General features: G+C 63.9%; 12 protein-coding genes. 5 read left to right on the forward strand and 7 right to left on the reverse strand.

Annotated elements, in window-relative coordinates:
• Positions 1–22: 22 nt before the first annotated feature.
• Both AOT96_RS22645 and AOT96_RS22650 read right to left on the reverse strand, forming a co-directional pair.
• Complete coding sequence (locus AOT96_RS22645) at positions 23–1,423, reverse strand: alpha/beta-hydrolase family protein (protein ID WP_065352365.1); 1,401 nt, start codon at positions 1,421–1,423, stop codon at positions 23–25.
• A complete protein-coding gene (locus AOT96_RS22650) occupies positions 1,420–2,094 on the reverse strand; it encodes a hypothetical protein (RefSeq protein WP_065352918.1) in 675 nt (224 codons plus the stop codon). The genes AOT96_RS22645 and AOT96_RS22650 overlap by 4 nt, the downstream gene beginning before the upstream one ends.
• A 164-nt stretch (positions 2,095–2,258) precedes the next feature.
• Here AOT96_RS22650 and AOT96_RS22655 point away from each other — a divergent pair, with 164 nt between their 5' ends.
• From AOT96_RS22655 to gatB, 4 genes are all read left to right on the forward strand, one after another.
• Positions 2,259–3,533 carry a sensor histidine kinase gene (locus AOT96_RS22655; RefSeq protein ID WP_054187771.1) on the forward strand — a complete coding sequence of 425 codons (1,275 nt, stop codon included), beginning with the start codon at positions 2,259–2,261 and terminating at the stop codon, positions 3,531–3,533.
• A gap of 9 nt (positions 3,534–3,542) precedes the next feature.
• A complete protein-coding gene (locus AOT96_RS22660; RefSeq protein ID WP_054187770.1) occupies positions 3,543–4,205 on the forward strand; it encodes a response regulator in 663 nt (220 codons plus the stop codon).
• A gap of 115 nt (positions 4,206–4,320) precedes the next feature.
• On the forward strand, positions 4,321–5,352 hold the full coding sequence (locus AOT96_RS22665; protein ID WP_019747919.1) for an ATP-dependent 6-phosphofructokinase: 1,032 nt from the start codon (positions 4,321–4,323) through the stop codon (positions 5,350–5,352).
• Positions 5,353–5,377: 25 nt separating this feature from the next.
• Positions 5,378–6,889: an Asp-tRNA(Asn)/Glu-tRNA(Gln) amidotransferase subunit GatB gene (gatB, locus tag AOT96_RS22670; protein WP_007729370.1), complete on the forward strand. Its 1,512-nt coding sequence runs from the start codon at positions 5,378–5,380 to the stop codon at positions 6,887–6,889.
• A gap of 88 nt (positions 6,890–6,977) precedes the next feature.
• On the opposite strand, the gene AOT96_RS22675 is transcribed toward gatB, so the two are convergent.
• Together AOT96_RS22675 and AOT96_RS22680 are read right to left on the reverse strand one after the other, a co-directional pair.
• Positions 6,978–8,024, reverse strand: a complete 1,047-nt coding sequence (locus tag AOT96_RS22675; RefSeq protein WP_065352366.1) for an NAD(P)-dependent alcohol dehydrogenase — start codon at positions 8,022–8,024, stop codon at positions 6,978–6,980.
• A gap of 127 nt (positions 8,025–8,151) precedes the next feature.
• Positions 8,152–9,282, reverse strand: coding sequence for a PQQ-dependent sugar dehydrogenase (locus tag AOT96_RS22680; RefSeq protein ID WP_003944688.1), 1,131 nt, complete (start codon positions 9,280–9,282; stop codon positions 8,152–8,154).
• 90 nt (positions 9,283–9,372) lie between these two features.
• Here AOT96_RS22680 and AOT96_RS22685 point away from each other — a divergent pair, with 90 nt between their 5' ends.
• Complete coding sequence (locus tag AOT96_RS22685) at positions 9,373–10,200, forward strand: DoxX family protein (protein ID WP_003944742.1); 828 nt, start codon at positions 9,373–9,375, stop codon at positions 10,198–10,200.
• A gap of 68 nt (positions 10,201–10,268) precedes the next feature.
• Here the strand turns inward: AOT96_RS22685 and AOT96_RS22690 are convergent, their stop codons facing one another.
• The 3 genes from AOT96_RS22690 to AOT96_RS22700 form a co-directional block, all read right to left on the reverse strand.
• On the reverse strand, positions 10,269–11,804 hold the full coding sequence (locus AOT96_RS22690; protein ID WP_003944693.1) for an amino acid permease: 1,536 nt from the start codon (positions 11,802–11,804) through the stop codon (positions 10,269–10,271).
• 767 nt (positions 11,805–12,571) lie between these two features.
• Positions 12,572–14,413, reverse strand: coding sequence for a dihydroxy-acid dehydratase (gene ilvD / locus AOT96_RS22695; RefSeq protein WP_065352367.1), 1,842 nt, complete (start codon positions 14,411–14,413; stop codon positions 12,572–12,574).
• A gap of 72 nt (positions 14,414–14,485) precedes the next feature.
• A complete protein-coding gene (locus tag AOT96_RS22700) occupies positions 14,486–15,007 on the reverse strand; it encodes a PH domain-containing protein (RefSeq protein ID WP_065352368.1) in 522 nt (173 codons plus the stop codon).
• Between the last annotated feature and the right edge of the window lie 209 nt (positions 15,008–15,216).

Consider the following 15,216-nt stretch of genomic DNA (forward strand, 5'->3'; position numbering starts at 1 on the left):
TTAATAAAGGCGCACAGCAGTTTCAGGAGCAAGTCCTCAGGGCCGTCCCTTGATCGGTTCCGTAGCGATGGCCGTGACCGGCGGGGACACCGAGCGAACCGAGCATGTCGACGGTGGTCTGCAAGAACGTGACACCCGGGATCCACTGCGGGATCGGTGCATCTTGCACGGCACGGCTCAGATCCGGCTTCTGCGTCGCGAGGGCGGGGGACCACCACACCACCGGGTCGGAAGTGTTCGCGAGGACGGTTGCGCCGTCCGTTCGTGTCGCGCCGGCCGGGGGACCTGCCCACAACACGTCGCACGCGGTGGTGGGACTGCCCTCGGACAAAGCCTCGGTCAGTGCGGCGCTGCCGCCGACGGCGCCGAGGCTCTGTCCGTAGAGGAACAGGTCCGGTCGATCCTCGGCGGGCATAGCGGCAATGTGGCTGCCGACGGCGGTGAACAGAGCGGTTGCCGATTCTTCGGCGTCGTCGCGGCTGAACAGGAATGTCGCCCAACTGGGTGCGTCGGAGTATTGCTGCCCGACTATTGCGACGTCGCCGCCGAACCGTTGCTCGATACCGGCGACTGCATGCGTGTCGATCCACCCCGATCCGGTCGGAACGGCCACTACGACGCTGTTGCGGGTAAAGCCGCCGACGCGATCGAGTTCGCTCACCGCGAGAGCGGCACGTGATGCAGTGTCGGGTGCCGAATCCAAACCGGCGTAGACACGCACCGAGTCTTCGCCTGCTGCGACGAATTTGCGTCCCTCCGCCCCCATCGACGTCCACGAGATGAGAGATTCGGGGCTGCCTGACACAGAGGCCGAAAGTGGCTGTGTCAGAGCGGTGTCGATGTACGCGTTGGACTTGTCGAACGAATCGGCGAGGCCGTTCCACATGACGGGACCGACTACCAACTGCACCCCGAGAACACCCATGACCAGTGCGCCGACGCTCCGCGCGAAACCCATCCACCGCAGCGCCTTCGAAATTCCGATCCCGATGCCCCAGAGACCAAGTGCGGTCAGTGCTGCAATGCAACCCGCCTCCGCCCAGTGGAGAAGTCCGGCAGACGGTGCGCCCATCGCCGCTCGCAACGAGTTCTGCCAACCGGCGGCGGCGAACATCGCAACTGCGGTGCCGGCAGTCGACAACCCGAACGCGGTGATGCGCCAATGACGTTCGTCGAATCGGGCCTTGACCCGGTCGGGGACGAGCCGACGGGCTACCGCGGAGAACGCCCACATCGCCAGTAGTCCGGCCGCGACGAGCAGACCGCTGAACACCCCTTGTAGTACGGCTGATCGCGGCAGGAGTCCGGGAGCCAGCGAGATGGCGGACATCGCTGCCACGGCGACGCTCGTGGACACGCGGGGGAGTGCGAGCGCCCCGACTCGGGCGAGGACGGGGGTCCGTGACGCATTCAGAACGCTCATGCTGCAATCGCTTTCGGGGAGTAGGAGAACTCGTTCGACGGGTCGAGGCGCCGCGATCGCATCAGGGTGAAGCCGAAGGCGGAGACTGCCAGAACACCGGCCGTGCCGTAACCGAATCCCGATTCCGCGACCGGCGTCAGATAGCTTTGGCGCCAGGAGTTTCCGTTCACAGCCGTGACGGCTACATCGGCCATCGCGAAGCAATACCCTCGTGAGAGAAAGGACGTGCGGTCTTCACACGCGGCATGCATTCGCTGGTCGAGCTGACCGTCGAGGACCTGACGTGCCCACGGCCCCAGTTCCGTTCCGTGCGAATGCGCGTAGCGGAGTAGGTCGTAGCCGAGATCGTGCGCTTTGCAGGCCGAGTCGAATTCGTCGGGAAGTGGGACCGGCGACGAGCAGTCGCCGTGGGGATTGGCGAGGTATCCGTCGACGACGGCGGGGGTGTAACCGGCGAATGCCGCAAAGTCCGCCGGGATGGTGGTCGCAGCGTCAGCGGCATCCGCAGTAGTCACGGTGGCGATCGCCCTGGATGCGCTCGAATTCTCGGTGCGCGGCGACTGGGCTCCGCTCGCTCCGGCAGTGACCGTGATCGCTGCCGTTGCAGCCAGCGCCAGGGCCGCCCAGGTGCCGGCGCTTCGAGAGATGTCTTTCACCCGTGTGATCCGCATGCCGTTCACGCTATGAACGGACAATCCTGGCGGTCATCGCTCTGTGGAGGGGTTCTCCGACGCGCATTCGGGTGAGAATTCCCTCCCCTGTGATACCTCGGAGGTAGGGGGATCTCACTCTGCAGTATGAGGACTTTCGGGGTTCGCCTTCATAGGCTTGACGAGTGATCAAGGTCCGTAGGAAGAACAAGGGTGCACCGGATGTGCCCGCGCCGACATACGCCACCGCCGGGTCGATGCTGTCCGGCCTCGACGGGGCGGTCGTTCATTCGGAGAAAGTGCGTCGGGCAACCAGTTTCGTGGCCCGCGGTCAGTTCTGGAACATCGTCATCGTAGCGATCACTCTGATCCTCTATTCGATTGCCTGGCCGACACTGCAACTGACGCATCATGTTTCGCCGCCGATCATGCCCTTCGTCGCCGCGTTGGCTGCATTTCCGTTCGTCCTGATCCGGATCAACGCTCCGTTGGGGTGGGCGGTGTCGGCGGTCTCGGCGTTGATCATCCCGTTGGTGTTCGACAACACTCCCGGTTACGACTACCCGTGGCAGGTCGTCCACATCATCGTGCTGATGTCGTTGCTGGCCGCAGTGAGTCTGCGGGCGCCCATTCAGGTTGTCGGTGTCGCCTGGATCGCCACGGTGCTGCTCTTTCTCGGCAACGCCCCGGGAAGCGACGGCGCCGGTTGGGCTGTCGGGCTGAGTGCCCTGGTCGTCTTCTGCCTGTTGATCCGCTGGTTGGTCCTCTCGCGCCGCCAGTTGGCCAAGCAGGAGGAAGTCAGCGAACTCGAACGCACTCGACGCACGATCCTCGAGGAGAAGGCGCGGATCGCGCGCGACTTGCACGACATCGTGGCCCACCACATGTCGATGGTGGTCGTGCAAGCTCAGAGTGCGCCGTACAGACTCGATGCAGTCACTCCGGAGATCCGAACCGAATTCGAATCGATAAGTGAGACAGGGCGAGCAGCGCTCAACGAGATTCGTGGTCTCCTCGGAGTACTGCGCAGCGACGGGGACCACATGGTGACAGCTCCGCAACCGGGCGTCGACCAGTTGGACGAACTGCTGCTCGGCAGTACCCGTGCCGGTTTGCCGGTATCGTGGCGAGTCGACGGCGATCGAGCGTCGGTCTCGGAATCCACGGGCCTTGCGCTCTACCGGATCATTCAGGAGTCGATCACCAACGCGGCCAGGCATTCGCCAGGCGGACCCATTGAGGTCGCCGTGGCCTTCGGTCCGCAATCGGTGAGCGCGCTCGTGAACAACGGACCTTCGCCATTGGGTGGCAATCAGCACTCGGCGTCGGAAACCACTGGTGGCAACGGAATCCGCGGAATGCGTGAGCGGGCTTCGGCGGTGGGCGGCATGCTGTTGGCAAACCGGCGCGAGGACGGAGGGTTCGAGGTCCGGGCCGAGTTGCCGTCGGTGCCCGCCTAGGCTGTCCGAGTGCCCATCACAGTATTCATCGCAGACGACCAGGCGATGGTTCGACAAGGGTTCGGAGCCCTACTCTCCGCCCAGCCCGACATCAGCGTGATCGGCGATGCGCCGGACGGCAAGATCGCCGTCGCCGAGGTCGCGCGATTGCGTCCGGATGTGGTCTTGATGGATGTTCGCATGCCCGAGATGAACGGACTCGACGCTGCCCGCCAGATTCTGTCCGCCGGATGGGAACCGCCGGTGCGAGTCCTCATGCTCACCACTTTCGACATCGACGACTACGTCTACGAGGCCCTGAGCGTCGGAGCGAGCGGTTTCATGCTCAAGGACGCACCGGCTGAGGAGCTGATTCGGGCGGTACGCGTCGTTGCCGAAGGGCAGGCTTTGCTGGCGCCGACGGTGACTCGGCGTCTGATTGCCGATGTGACCAGCCGGCGGGCGGCCCCGCGCGCACGGCCCGAAGCGCTGGACGCCCTGACCCCGCGTGAGCGCGAGGTCCTCGAACTGATCGCCCGCGGATTGTCCAACGTCGAGATCGCCGAGCGGCTGTTCGTCGCCGAGCAGACCGTCAAGACCCATGTCGGAAAGGTGCTGTCGAAGCTCGATCTGCGCGATCGCGCCCAGGCAGTCGTGTTGGCGTACGAAAGCGGGCTCGTCACGCCGGGTTAGGGGTCCCGTGCGGCGCGGCGTTGCGGCTCGGCAACGCCGCTATCCTGCGGCAATACCGTGACTGGGGGAAGATGGACACCAAGATCCACAATCCGGTCACGAGAGGTGCTGCACTATGCGAATCGGAATCCTCACGGGCGGCGGCGACTGCCCGGGCTTGAACGCGGTCATCCGCGCCGTCGTACGTACGTCGGCCGGTCGTTACGGCAGTACCGTGGTCGGATTCCGGGACGGCTGGCGAGGATTGCTCGAGGACCGCAAGGTCCCGCTCGACTCCGATGACCGCATCAACCGCATCCTCACCCGCGGTGGCACGATCCTCGGCACCGCTCGCGTGAACCCCGACAAACTCCGTGCGGGCCTCGATCAGATCAAGCAGACTCTCGACGACAACGGGATCGACGTCCTGATCCCGATCGGCGGCGAAGGCACTCTCACCGCGGCCAGTTGGCTTTCCGAGAGCGGCGTACCCGTGATCGGTGTGCCCAAGACGATCGACAACGACATCGATTGCACTGACGTGACTTTCGGTTTCGACACCGCCTTGGCTGTCGCCACCGACGCCATCGACAGGCTCCATACAACGGCCGAATCGCACCAGCGCGTCATGCTCGTCGAGGTCATGGGCCGGCATGCGGGCTGGATCGCGCTGCAGGCCGGACTGGCGTCGGGGGCACACCTGACTCTGGTTCCGGAACAGCCGTTCGACGTCGACGAGGTGTGCGCGATGGTCAAGAAGCGCTTCCAGCGTGGCGACTCCCACTTCATCTGCGTCGTGGCTGAAGGTGCGATGCCCGATCCCGCGTCGATGACCCTGCGCGAAGGTGGCATAGACGAGTTCGGCCACAAGATCTTCACCGGTGTCGCGCAGCAGCTCGGAAACGAGATCGAGCGCCGGATCGGCAAGGAAGTTCGCACCACCGTCCTCGGGCACATTCAGCGCGGTGGCACCCCGACGCCGCACGACCGCATCCTCGCCACTCGCTTCGGCGTTCATGCCACCGACGCAGCTCACCGCGGAGATTTCGGTCAAATGGTCGCGTTGCACGGAACGTCCATCGACCTCGTTCCGCTCGCCGAGGCGACCCGCAAACTCAAGACGGTGCCCAAGGAGCGCTACGAGGAGGCAGCCGCATTCTTCGGCTGAGCCGCAGACGCATAAACTGATCACCATGACTGCTGTCGATGCGCCCGACATCCTCGATTACGACGAAGTACTGACCAAGTACGAGCCTGTGATGGGTATGGAGGTGCACGTAGAACTCGGCACCGCGACCAAGATGTTCTGCCCGTGCCCCACCGAGTTCGGTGCCGAACCCAATACCCAGGTGTGCCCGGTCTGTCTGGGCATGCCCGGTTCGTTGCCGGTGGTGAACGCAGCCGCTGTCGAGTCCGCGATCCGGATCGGCCTTGCGCTCAACTGCTCCATCACGCCGTGGGGCCGATTCGCACGCAAGAACTACTTCTACCCGGATCAGCCGAAGAACTACCAGATCTCCCAGTACGACGAGCCGATCGCAACCGAGGGTTACCTCGACGTGATCCTCGACGACGGCACGACGTGGCGCGTCGAGATCGAGCGCGCCCACATGGAGGAGGACACCGGTAAGTCCCTCCACGTGGGTGGCGCTACCGGTCGTATCCACGGTGCCAGCCATTCGCTGCTCGACTACAACCGTGCGGGCGTTCCGTTGGTGGAGATCGTCACCAAGACCATCCACGGTGCCGGTGAGCGCGCCCCCGAGGTTGCTCGCGCGTACGTCACGGCGCTTCGTGATCTGCTGAAGTCCCTCGACGTCTCCGACGTCCGCATGGATCAGGGATCGATGCGCTGCGACGCCAACATCTCCCTCATGCCGATCGGTTCCACCGAACTGGGGACCCGCACCGAGACCAAGAACGTCAACTCCCTCAAGAGCGTCGAGGTCGCAGTTCGCTACGAAATGCGCCGTCAGGCAGCAGTTCTCGACGCCGGCGGTGAGGTCATCCAGGAGACCCGCCATTTCCAGGAAGGCGACGGCACCACCGCAGCGGGACGCCGGAAGGAAACGGCCGAGGACTACCGCTACTTCCCGGAACCGGATCTCGAGCCCGTCGCTCCGAGCGCCGAGTGGGTCGAAGAACTGCGCGGTACCTTGCCGGAGCTTCCCTGGATTCGCCGTGCGCGGATCCAGAAGGACTGGGGAATCTCCGACGAGGTCATGCGCGACCTCGTCAACGCCGGTGCCATCGATCTGGTGATCGCGACCACCGAGGCCGGTGCTTCGCCCGAGGCAGCGCGCTCCTGGTGGCTGTCCTACCTGTCACAGCAGGCGAACACCCGTGGCGTCGAACTCGGCGCTCTGCCGATCACCCCGGCGCAGGTTGCCCAGGTCGTAGCTCTCATCGACAGCGGCAAGCTCAACAACAAAGTGGCTCGCCAGGTCGTCGATCACGTCCTCGACGGCGAGGGTGACCCGGAGCAGGTTGTCGCGGCCCACCCGGAGTTGGTCGTCGAACGTGACGAAACCAAGCTCAAGGCAGCCGTCGACGAAGCGCTCGCAGCGAACCCCGACATCGCGGACAAGATTCGCAGTGGCAAGGTGCAGGCCGCCGGAAAGATCGTCGGCGACGTCATGAAGGCCACTCGTGGACAGGCAGACGCGGCTCGTGTGAAGGAACTTGTCATCGAGGCGTGCAGCTAGCGCACACTGAATTTCTGACACTGATGCCCGGCCGAATCGAATTCGCCCGGGCATCAGTGTTTTTCGCTGTCGTTTTGCCGCTGTCGGTCTACAGACCAGGGACCACAACCGCGCGGCCGCTGAGCGTTCCGGCGGCCAGTCGTCGATACGCTTCGGCGCCGTTGTCGAGACTGAAGGTCTCCACCGCGATGTCGAAGATGCCGGCGTGCGCCAGGTCGATCAATTCGATCAGCTCGTTGCGGGCACCCCAGTACGGAACTGTCACAGAAGCCTCGTAAGGACTTTGGAAGAACCCGACTTTGGCATGGGCCTGCCCGTCGCCGATCCCGACGATCGTGACGTCCGATCCGACGCCGGCGACAGCCATCGCGGTGTCGATGGTGGGCTGATAGCCGACGAAGTCGAGAACCAGTGCGGCGCCCTGACTTCCGGTGATCCTGCGGACGTTCTCGGCCGCGTCCTTGTCGGACAGAACCACTTCGTGAGCGCCTACCTTGGTTGCCAGTTCGAGCTTGTCCGCGCTCACGTCGAGTGCGATGACGGTTGCTGCCGAGAGGTGGCGGAGGAGTTGGATGGCGACATGGCCGAGACCGCCGGTACCGATGACGACGGCGTACGAGCCACCGCGAAGTTTCGGCAGTGAACGCTTGATCGCGTGATACGGAGTCAGACCGGCGTCGGTCAGCGGCACCGTCTTGACCGGATCGAGGTCGCCGATCGGGACGAGGTGGCGAGGTGAATCGACGATCATGAATTCGGCCAACGCGCCGGGTGCACCGAGACCAGGAGGATTGATGCCGAGTTCTTTTGCTCGAGAACAGTAGTTTTCGAGTCCTTGCGAGCAGTGCCAACAGCTGCCACAGCCCCAGGGTCCGTAGACGACGACATTGGTTCCGATGTCGAGCCCTTCGACGCCCTCGCCGACGGCGGCGACCCGGCCGGCGCCCTCGTGGCCGAGCGTGAGAGGAAGGCCGTAGGTGTACTGCTCCTCGGGCAGGCTCATGATGAAGTCGTCCGAGTGGCAGACGCCGGCAGCGGTGACTTCCAGGAGCACTTCACCTGGACCGGGCTCGGGTTTGGGAATCTCCGTGAGTTCGGGTTCTGCGCCGATTCTCGCGTACTGGATTGCCTTCATACCGACTCCTTTGTCGTGGTTGGGCCAACCGGTCCTGGCGAATGCGTGGTGTTTAGCCCCGCTAACAAAAGAGTACGCATCTGTGCATGTTCGGTCACGGGATCCGTGACCGAACAGACATGGCGGCTCAGTCGATCCCGCCGCTGCCACTCGGCATCGGGATCTTGACCACCTTGTCGTCGTTCGGACCCGGCTCGCCCGCGGTTTTGTTTATCGTGCTCGCCCACATCAAACCGTCGGATCCGAGTGCCAAACCGCCCAGCTGGCCGTACGTGTCTTTCGCCACTGCCGACGGCGCGGTCGTGACGGCACCTGTTCCTGGATCTGCGGCCAGCGCCGAGATCGCTTTGCCGGCCCCCAGCGCGACAGCTACCACTCCCTGCGCCGCGATGCACCCGCCGACTCCGGGTCGGTCGGGCCACGTCCACGCGGGGGATGTCACCGTGCCGTCGGCGCCGACGCGTTGGAGGCGATCCTCGAGAGTGGTTCGGTCCGTGACCCACGTCGCGATTCCCGGATCGACGCACACGCCGCCGCCGTTTCCGATTCCGGACAGAACAACTTCCGGGCGAGGCGGCGCAGCGTTGGGTGTCAGCGATCGGACCCGCAAGAGTTTCCCCGCCAACGAGGCGGGATCCTGAGCAACCGCGGGGTTTCCGGTATCGCCTGTCAGAACCATGAGCTGGTCCGGGGCCGCGAACTCCAGTGACCCGCCGTTGCCGCTCGCGCCGCGCGGGATTCCACCGAGTACTTCCTTGGCGGTGTCACCCGGAGCGATGCGGACCACCCGGTTGTCCGTTCCGGTGGTGACGTAGGCATAGATCAGGTTGTCTTCGACAAACGTGGGGGAGAGTGCGATGTCGAGAAGGCCGCCGTCACCGCTGCCGTCGACGTCGATCTTGGCTACCTCGACCGGTGTCGTGTTGGGAGCTACCTGCATGATCCGGCCGGTCCGCCGTTCGGCGACCAGTCCGGAGTTCCCGTCCGGGAGTGTGACGAGCCCACCCGTGGTGTCGAGACAGGTTGCGATCACGGCGGTGTCGGCATCCTGACACGGTCCGAGGGGGCCGGTCCGCGGCGCCGGCGGCGTGGTCGACGGCGGCGGGTTCTCCGGCTGCACTTCCGCGCTGGCCTGGTTGGTCGGTTCGGGTGTGAACGGCGAGGCAGTCGATTCGTCGAAGTCGGCGCAACCTGCGAGCAACGATGTCCCGAGCACCAGCGCCAGTGCGCCCAGCGCTGCATGCCTACCCGTAGTCATGCCCAAGACGTTACGTAATGCACGGCAGATGCCGCCACGCCGGACCAAGGTTCCCCGTCGAGTTCGTGAATCGGTCATAGGCTCACCTACGTGACTGACGAGCGAAAAGATCCCAGCGAGTTGTCGGATGCGGACAAGCCGACGGGCAATGTGTCCAGTCCGTATGATTCGCCCACCGAACAATTTCCGACGGTGAGCGCCAAGAATCCGTTGCCGCGGACCGACGACGATCTCGATTTCGGTTCCACGAACGCCAACTCCCTGACCGAACAGATACCGACATACCGAGCACCTGGCGCGGATCAGCCGACCGTGGCTCTCGAGCGTGAGACGGCGTACGACGCTCCGATCGCCGCCGTTCCCACCGCCGAAGCCGTGGCAGGTACAACTGAGTCTCCGCGGGGCCGAGGCACTCTCGACCTCGGGTTGCTTGCACTGCGATTGGCCGTCGGTGGAACTGCGTTGGTGCACGGTCTGCAGAAGTTGACCGGTATCTGGAACGGGCCGGGGCTGAACGGGTTCGAGTCGATGCTGGCGGACGCCGGGTTCCAGCAGGCGAAGTGGATGGCGATACTCGGCGCCGTCGGTGAAGTCGCAGGTGGCGCCCTCCTGATCCTCGGGTTGCTGACTCCCGTTGCGGCAGCGTCGGTTCTGGCGGTGATGATCAATGCGTGGGCGCTGCGTCAGGCGAGCGCACCCGGCCTGGAGTACTTCGCCCCGGCCGGGACCGAGTACGAGATGCTGCTCGGAATCTGTGCGGGCGTCATCATTTTGACGGGACCAGGTCGTATTGCGCTCGACGGTCGTCGTGGCTGGGCAACTCGTCCGTTTATCGGATCGCTCGTGGTTTTGATCCTCGGTATCGCTGCCGGCGTCTGCACCTGGATCTTCCTGAACGGTGCCAATCCGCTCATCTGAAACTCGCGCCGTCGAATCAACGAACCGCCGCTCTCCGAATCGGAGAGCGGCGGTTCGTTTGTGAAGGATCAGTCCTTGACGAGTACCGGGTCGGCGTTCGCGGACGGGATGGCCGTTCCGTCCTTGAGCTTGCGACCGAGGACCGACTTGCGGTGACCGTAGGCGAAGTACACGAGCACACCGATGGCCATCCAGACGAGGAACCGGATCCAGGTCTCGACCGAGAGGTTGAGCATCAGCCAACCGCAGGCGAGCACGGCGACGATCGGAACGAACGGCACCAGCGGGACGCGGAATCCGCGCGGCAGGTCGGGGCGGGTGCGGCGAAGGACGATGACACCGACACAAACCAGGACGAAGGCGAACAGCGTTCCGATGTTGACCATCTCTTCGAGCGTGCCCATGGGGAAGAACGCTGCCAGGACGGCAACGATGCCACCGACGATCAACGTGATGCGCATCGGGATGCCCTTGGCGTTGGTCTTGGCCAGGCTGCGCGGCATGAGGCCGTCACGGGACATGGCGAAGAGGACGCGGGTCTGGCCGAGCATCATGACCATGACAACTGTCGTGAGGCCGGCCAGGCCACCGAAGTTGATGGCGGTTTGTGCCCAACCAATGCCGTTGGCCTCGAATGCGGTTGCGAGGGTGGCGCTGGAATCGCCGACCAACGGACTGCCGTCCTTGAGTTCGGTGTACTTGACCATGCCGGTCAGTACGAGCGTGACGGCAACGTAGAGAACCGTGACGATGGCGAGCGAGCCGAAGATTCCTCGCGGCAACGACTTCTGCGGGTTCTTGGTTTCCTCGGCGGTGGTGGCGACGACGTCGAAACCGATGAAGGCAAAGAACACGAGGCTGGCTGCGGCGAGCAATCCGTAAGCGCCGTAGCTACTTCCGCCTGCGCCGGTCAGCCAGGAGAACAGGGTCTGATGGATTCCGCTTGCAGAACTCTCGGTTCCTTCGGACGGCGGGATGAAGGGGGAGTAGTTCTCCTTCTTGATGTAGAACGCGCCCACGACGATGACGAGCAGGACTACTGCGATCTTGATCGCGGTGATGATCGCGGAGACTCGCGAGGAAACCTTGGTGCCGATCGCGAGGATCAGCGTGATCGCGCCGATGATGAGCAGAGCGCCCCAGTCGAAGCTGATCGAACCGATGTGGGCGGTGGTGCTTCCGCTGGCCCCGATGACGTTGCCGAGGTACAGCGACCAGCCCTTGCCGACGACGGCGGAGGCGAGAGCGAACTCGAGAATGAGGTCCCAGCCGATGATCCAGGCGGCGAACTCCCCGAACGTGGCGTAGGAGAACGTGTATGCGCTGCCTGCGACGGGGACGGTGGAGGCGAACTCCGCGTAACACAGCGCGGCGAGGCCACAGGCGATGGCAGCGAGAACGAATGCCAGTGAAATGGAGGGTCCTGCGACATTGCCTGCGGTTCGAGCAGTCAGCGTGAAGATGCCTGCGCCGATGACGACGGCGACTCCGAATACCGTGAGGTCCTTCGCGGTCAGTTCCTTCTTGAGCTTTGTCTCAGGCTCGTCGGTGTCCGCGATCGATTGCTCGACGGATTTGGTGCGCCATATGCCGACTCCGGGCATGTATTGCTCCTTGGTTGTTTCCCGTCGACCTTGTGGGTGACGGGCGGTGGCTGACTGTCGTCGTTGTGATGTGCGTCTCAGTGACCTGATGAGGGAACCACTGGTGAGCGCCGTGTGCAAGTCGGCTCGCTCGAACTGACCGAAATGATCACCTGACTGAAAGTCATCCCCCCTCATGTATCTGAATTGATCAGCTGGTGTCTGAAACCCTACGTCCAAGTGAATTCGCTCACGAGCCGGACGCGCGATTCGGTCTGAAATGTCTGATAGCTCATATCGTTCCGTTGGTGCTCCGCGTGTCGCCCGGTTATTCGGTACCTGTCGGTCGGTCTTGCTGTCGATGAGTTGCACTGTCGCTGTACCAGCACGTCCCATTTCACCCGTATCGGGGCGACAGGCGAGAGGACCGCCGCGTACCTGGATCCGGTCGAGCGTCCATCACGCGTCGTGGCAGAGTGTGTCGGCAACGGGATGATCGGATTGGGTTGTGGTTCAAGCTCATACAACACCGGAGGAAGTATGGCGTGTTCGGACGCAGTCGGTCCCGCGTTCTTCTCCGAGGTGACATGAACCCGACTCGGTCGACCCTCTGTCGTGGCCCGTTGGCGAGCATTCTCGTGGAGCTGAGTTGGTTGCCGCACGTGCGGCTGCCCGAAAACCTTGTGTGACTGTCACATCGGCTACGCGCGTCTCGAGCCGCACGCACGCTGACAGAAATAATCCCCGGCCGAAAAGCGGCCGGGGATTATTTCGATTCGTGGCAGAACTTACGGAACGTAGCGAACCGCGCCCTTGTCGGCGGACGTCGCCAGAGCGGCGTAGGCGCGCAGTGCTGTCGTCACGGTGCGCTGACGATCGACCGGCTGCCACGGGCGCTCCGAGGCCTCCATCTTCGCGCGTCGCTCGGCGAGGACGTCGTCGTCGACCAGGATCTCGAGCGTGCGCGAGGCGACGTCGATGCGAACCTGATCGCCGTTCTGGACGAGACCGATGATTCCGCCTGCGGCAGCCTCGGGGGAGATGTGACCGATGGACAGCCCGGAGGTTCCGCCCGAGAAACGACCGTCGGTGATCAGCGCGCATTCCTTACCGAGGCCTGCGCCCTTGAGGAAGGCAGTGGGGTGCAGCATTTCCTGCATGCCGGGGCCACCCTTGGGGCCTTCGTAGCGCACGACGAGAACGTCGCCGGCCTTGATCTTCTTCTGCAAGATGACCGAGACGGCTTCTTCTTGGGATTCGACGACGAGCGCCGGGCCCTGGAAGGAGAACAGTTCCTCGTCGATGCCGGCCGTTTTGAGTATTGCGCCGTCGAGTGCGATGTTGCCACGCAGGACAACCAAGCCGCCTTCGACGGTGTAGGCGTTCTCGACGTCGCGGATACAGCCGCCGGCCGCATCGGTGTCGAGGGCAGACCAACGGTTGTCCGTGGAGAACGGTTCGATGGTGCGCACGCCGCCGGGAGCCGCGTGGAAGAGTTCGATTGCCTCGTCGGTTGCCTTGCCGGAGCGGATGTCCCAGTCGTCGAGCCACTGGTCGAAGCTCTTGGTGTGCACGGTGGACACGTCGGTTTCGAGGAGTCCGCCGCGGCGAAGCTCACCGAGCAGGGCGGGGATTCCGCCGGCGCGGTGGACGTCTTCCATGTGGTAGTCCGAGTTGGGAGAGACCTTGGACAGGCACGGAACCTTTCGGCTGATCGCGTCGATGGTGCCGAGGTCGAAGTCGACCTCGCCTTCCTGCGCCGCAGCCAGCGTGTGCAAGACGGTGTTGGTGGAACCGCCCATGGCGACGTCGAGAGCCATCGCGTTGCGGAACGCTGCCGGGGTCGCGATGTTGCGTGGCAGCACCGACTCGTCGCCGTCGCGGTAGTACTTGAGGGCAGCCTCGACCACGGTGGTGCCCGCACGAGAGAAGAGTGCGTGACGAGCCTTGTGAGTTGCCAGCGTGGAGCCGTTGCCCGGCAATGCGAGGCCGAGGGCCTCCGTCAGGCAGTTCATGGAATTGGCGGTGAACATTCCGGAGCAGGACCCGCATGTCGGGCACGCGCTGCGCTCGACCTCGTCGAGGCCCTCGTCGGACACGGCATCGTTGGCAGAGGCGGAGATCGCGGTGATGAGGTCGGTGGGGGCTTGGGCCACGCCGCCGACGACCACTGCCTTACCGGCCTCCATCGGACCGCCGGAGACGAAGACGGTCGGGATGTTGAGACGCATTGCAGCGTTGAGCATGCCGGGAGTGATCTTGTCGCAGTTGGAGATACACACCAGTGCGTCGGCTGTGTGGGCGTTTGCCATGTACTCGACCGAGTCGGCGATGATCTCGCGGCTCGGGAGCGAGTAGAGCATTCCGCCGTGGCCCATTGCGATGCCGTCGTCGACTGCGATGGTGTGGAACTCACGAGCGACGCCGCCGGCCGCACTGATGGCCTCGGCAACGATCTCGCCCACGTTCTTGAGATGCACGTGGCCGGGTACGAACTGGGTGTACGAGTTCGCTACGGCGACGATCGGCTTTCCGAAGTCGGAATCCGTCATTCCTGTGGCGCGCCACAGGGATCGGGCTCCGGCAGCATTACGTCCGATGGTGGTGGTGCGTGACCTCAACGGGGGCATGGGCGTGTTCCTTATGTGATCGTTGCTGGTCCACTCAAATAGAAGCGAGGGCCTTTCAACGCTACTCGCGTGCTACGGGCGCTTCTCTTCGGGCTGGTCCTGTGTGTTCTCGACGAGCTCGGATTCTGCTTCTGCTTCTGCAGCTGCTTCTTCCTCCTCGGCTTCCTTGGCGGCGAAGGCTTCTGCGGCGGATGCGTAGGGATCGGTGATGCGGCCGCCGCTGGCGATCGCGATCTCGGGAAGCCTGACGAAGCTGACCGCAGGCAGGGTCACCTCGGTTCCGTCGGTGAGTTCCGCGCGCGCCCAACTCCGCTTCGGGAAGCGGAAACCCTTGACGTCGTCCCAGGCGAGGGTGCGCTTGGAGAACGTCGAGCGGACCTCGAGGCCGTTAGGGCTGACGGTGGTGCGCAGTCGCGCGACGAGATAGACGGCGATGATCGGAAGGATCAGCAACCAGCTGAAGGCGACGGGCCACCCGAAGATCGGGAAGCTGACCGCGAACAGAAGGAACGCGCACGCCATGTAAGCGAGCTGCGAAATGCGGATGACGTGCCGAAGTGGTTTCGGCGTGTGGGATGATTGAGCCGGTGGCACGGGCTGCTGCGAAGTTGACACCTCTACATCTTCGCATTGCAGCCGATGTATCTCAGATTCTGGGACGGTCGACTCACCAAGTTTGCCGTTCGCGACTAGCGCCTCTACTGTCGAGTGCGTGAAACAGAATGAGTTGCTCGTAATCGGCCGGCGCGTCGTCGCCTGAGTCGATTTTTCAACTCACCAGATAACGACGCGCCACCCTCGCT

This window comes from Rhodococcus sp. 008 (assembly GCF_001682295.1).
Taxonomy (GTDB): domain Bacteria; phylum Actinomycetota; class Actinomycetes; order Mycobacteriales; family Mycobacteriaceae; genus Rhodococcus_F; species Rhodococcus_F qingshengii.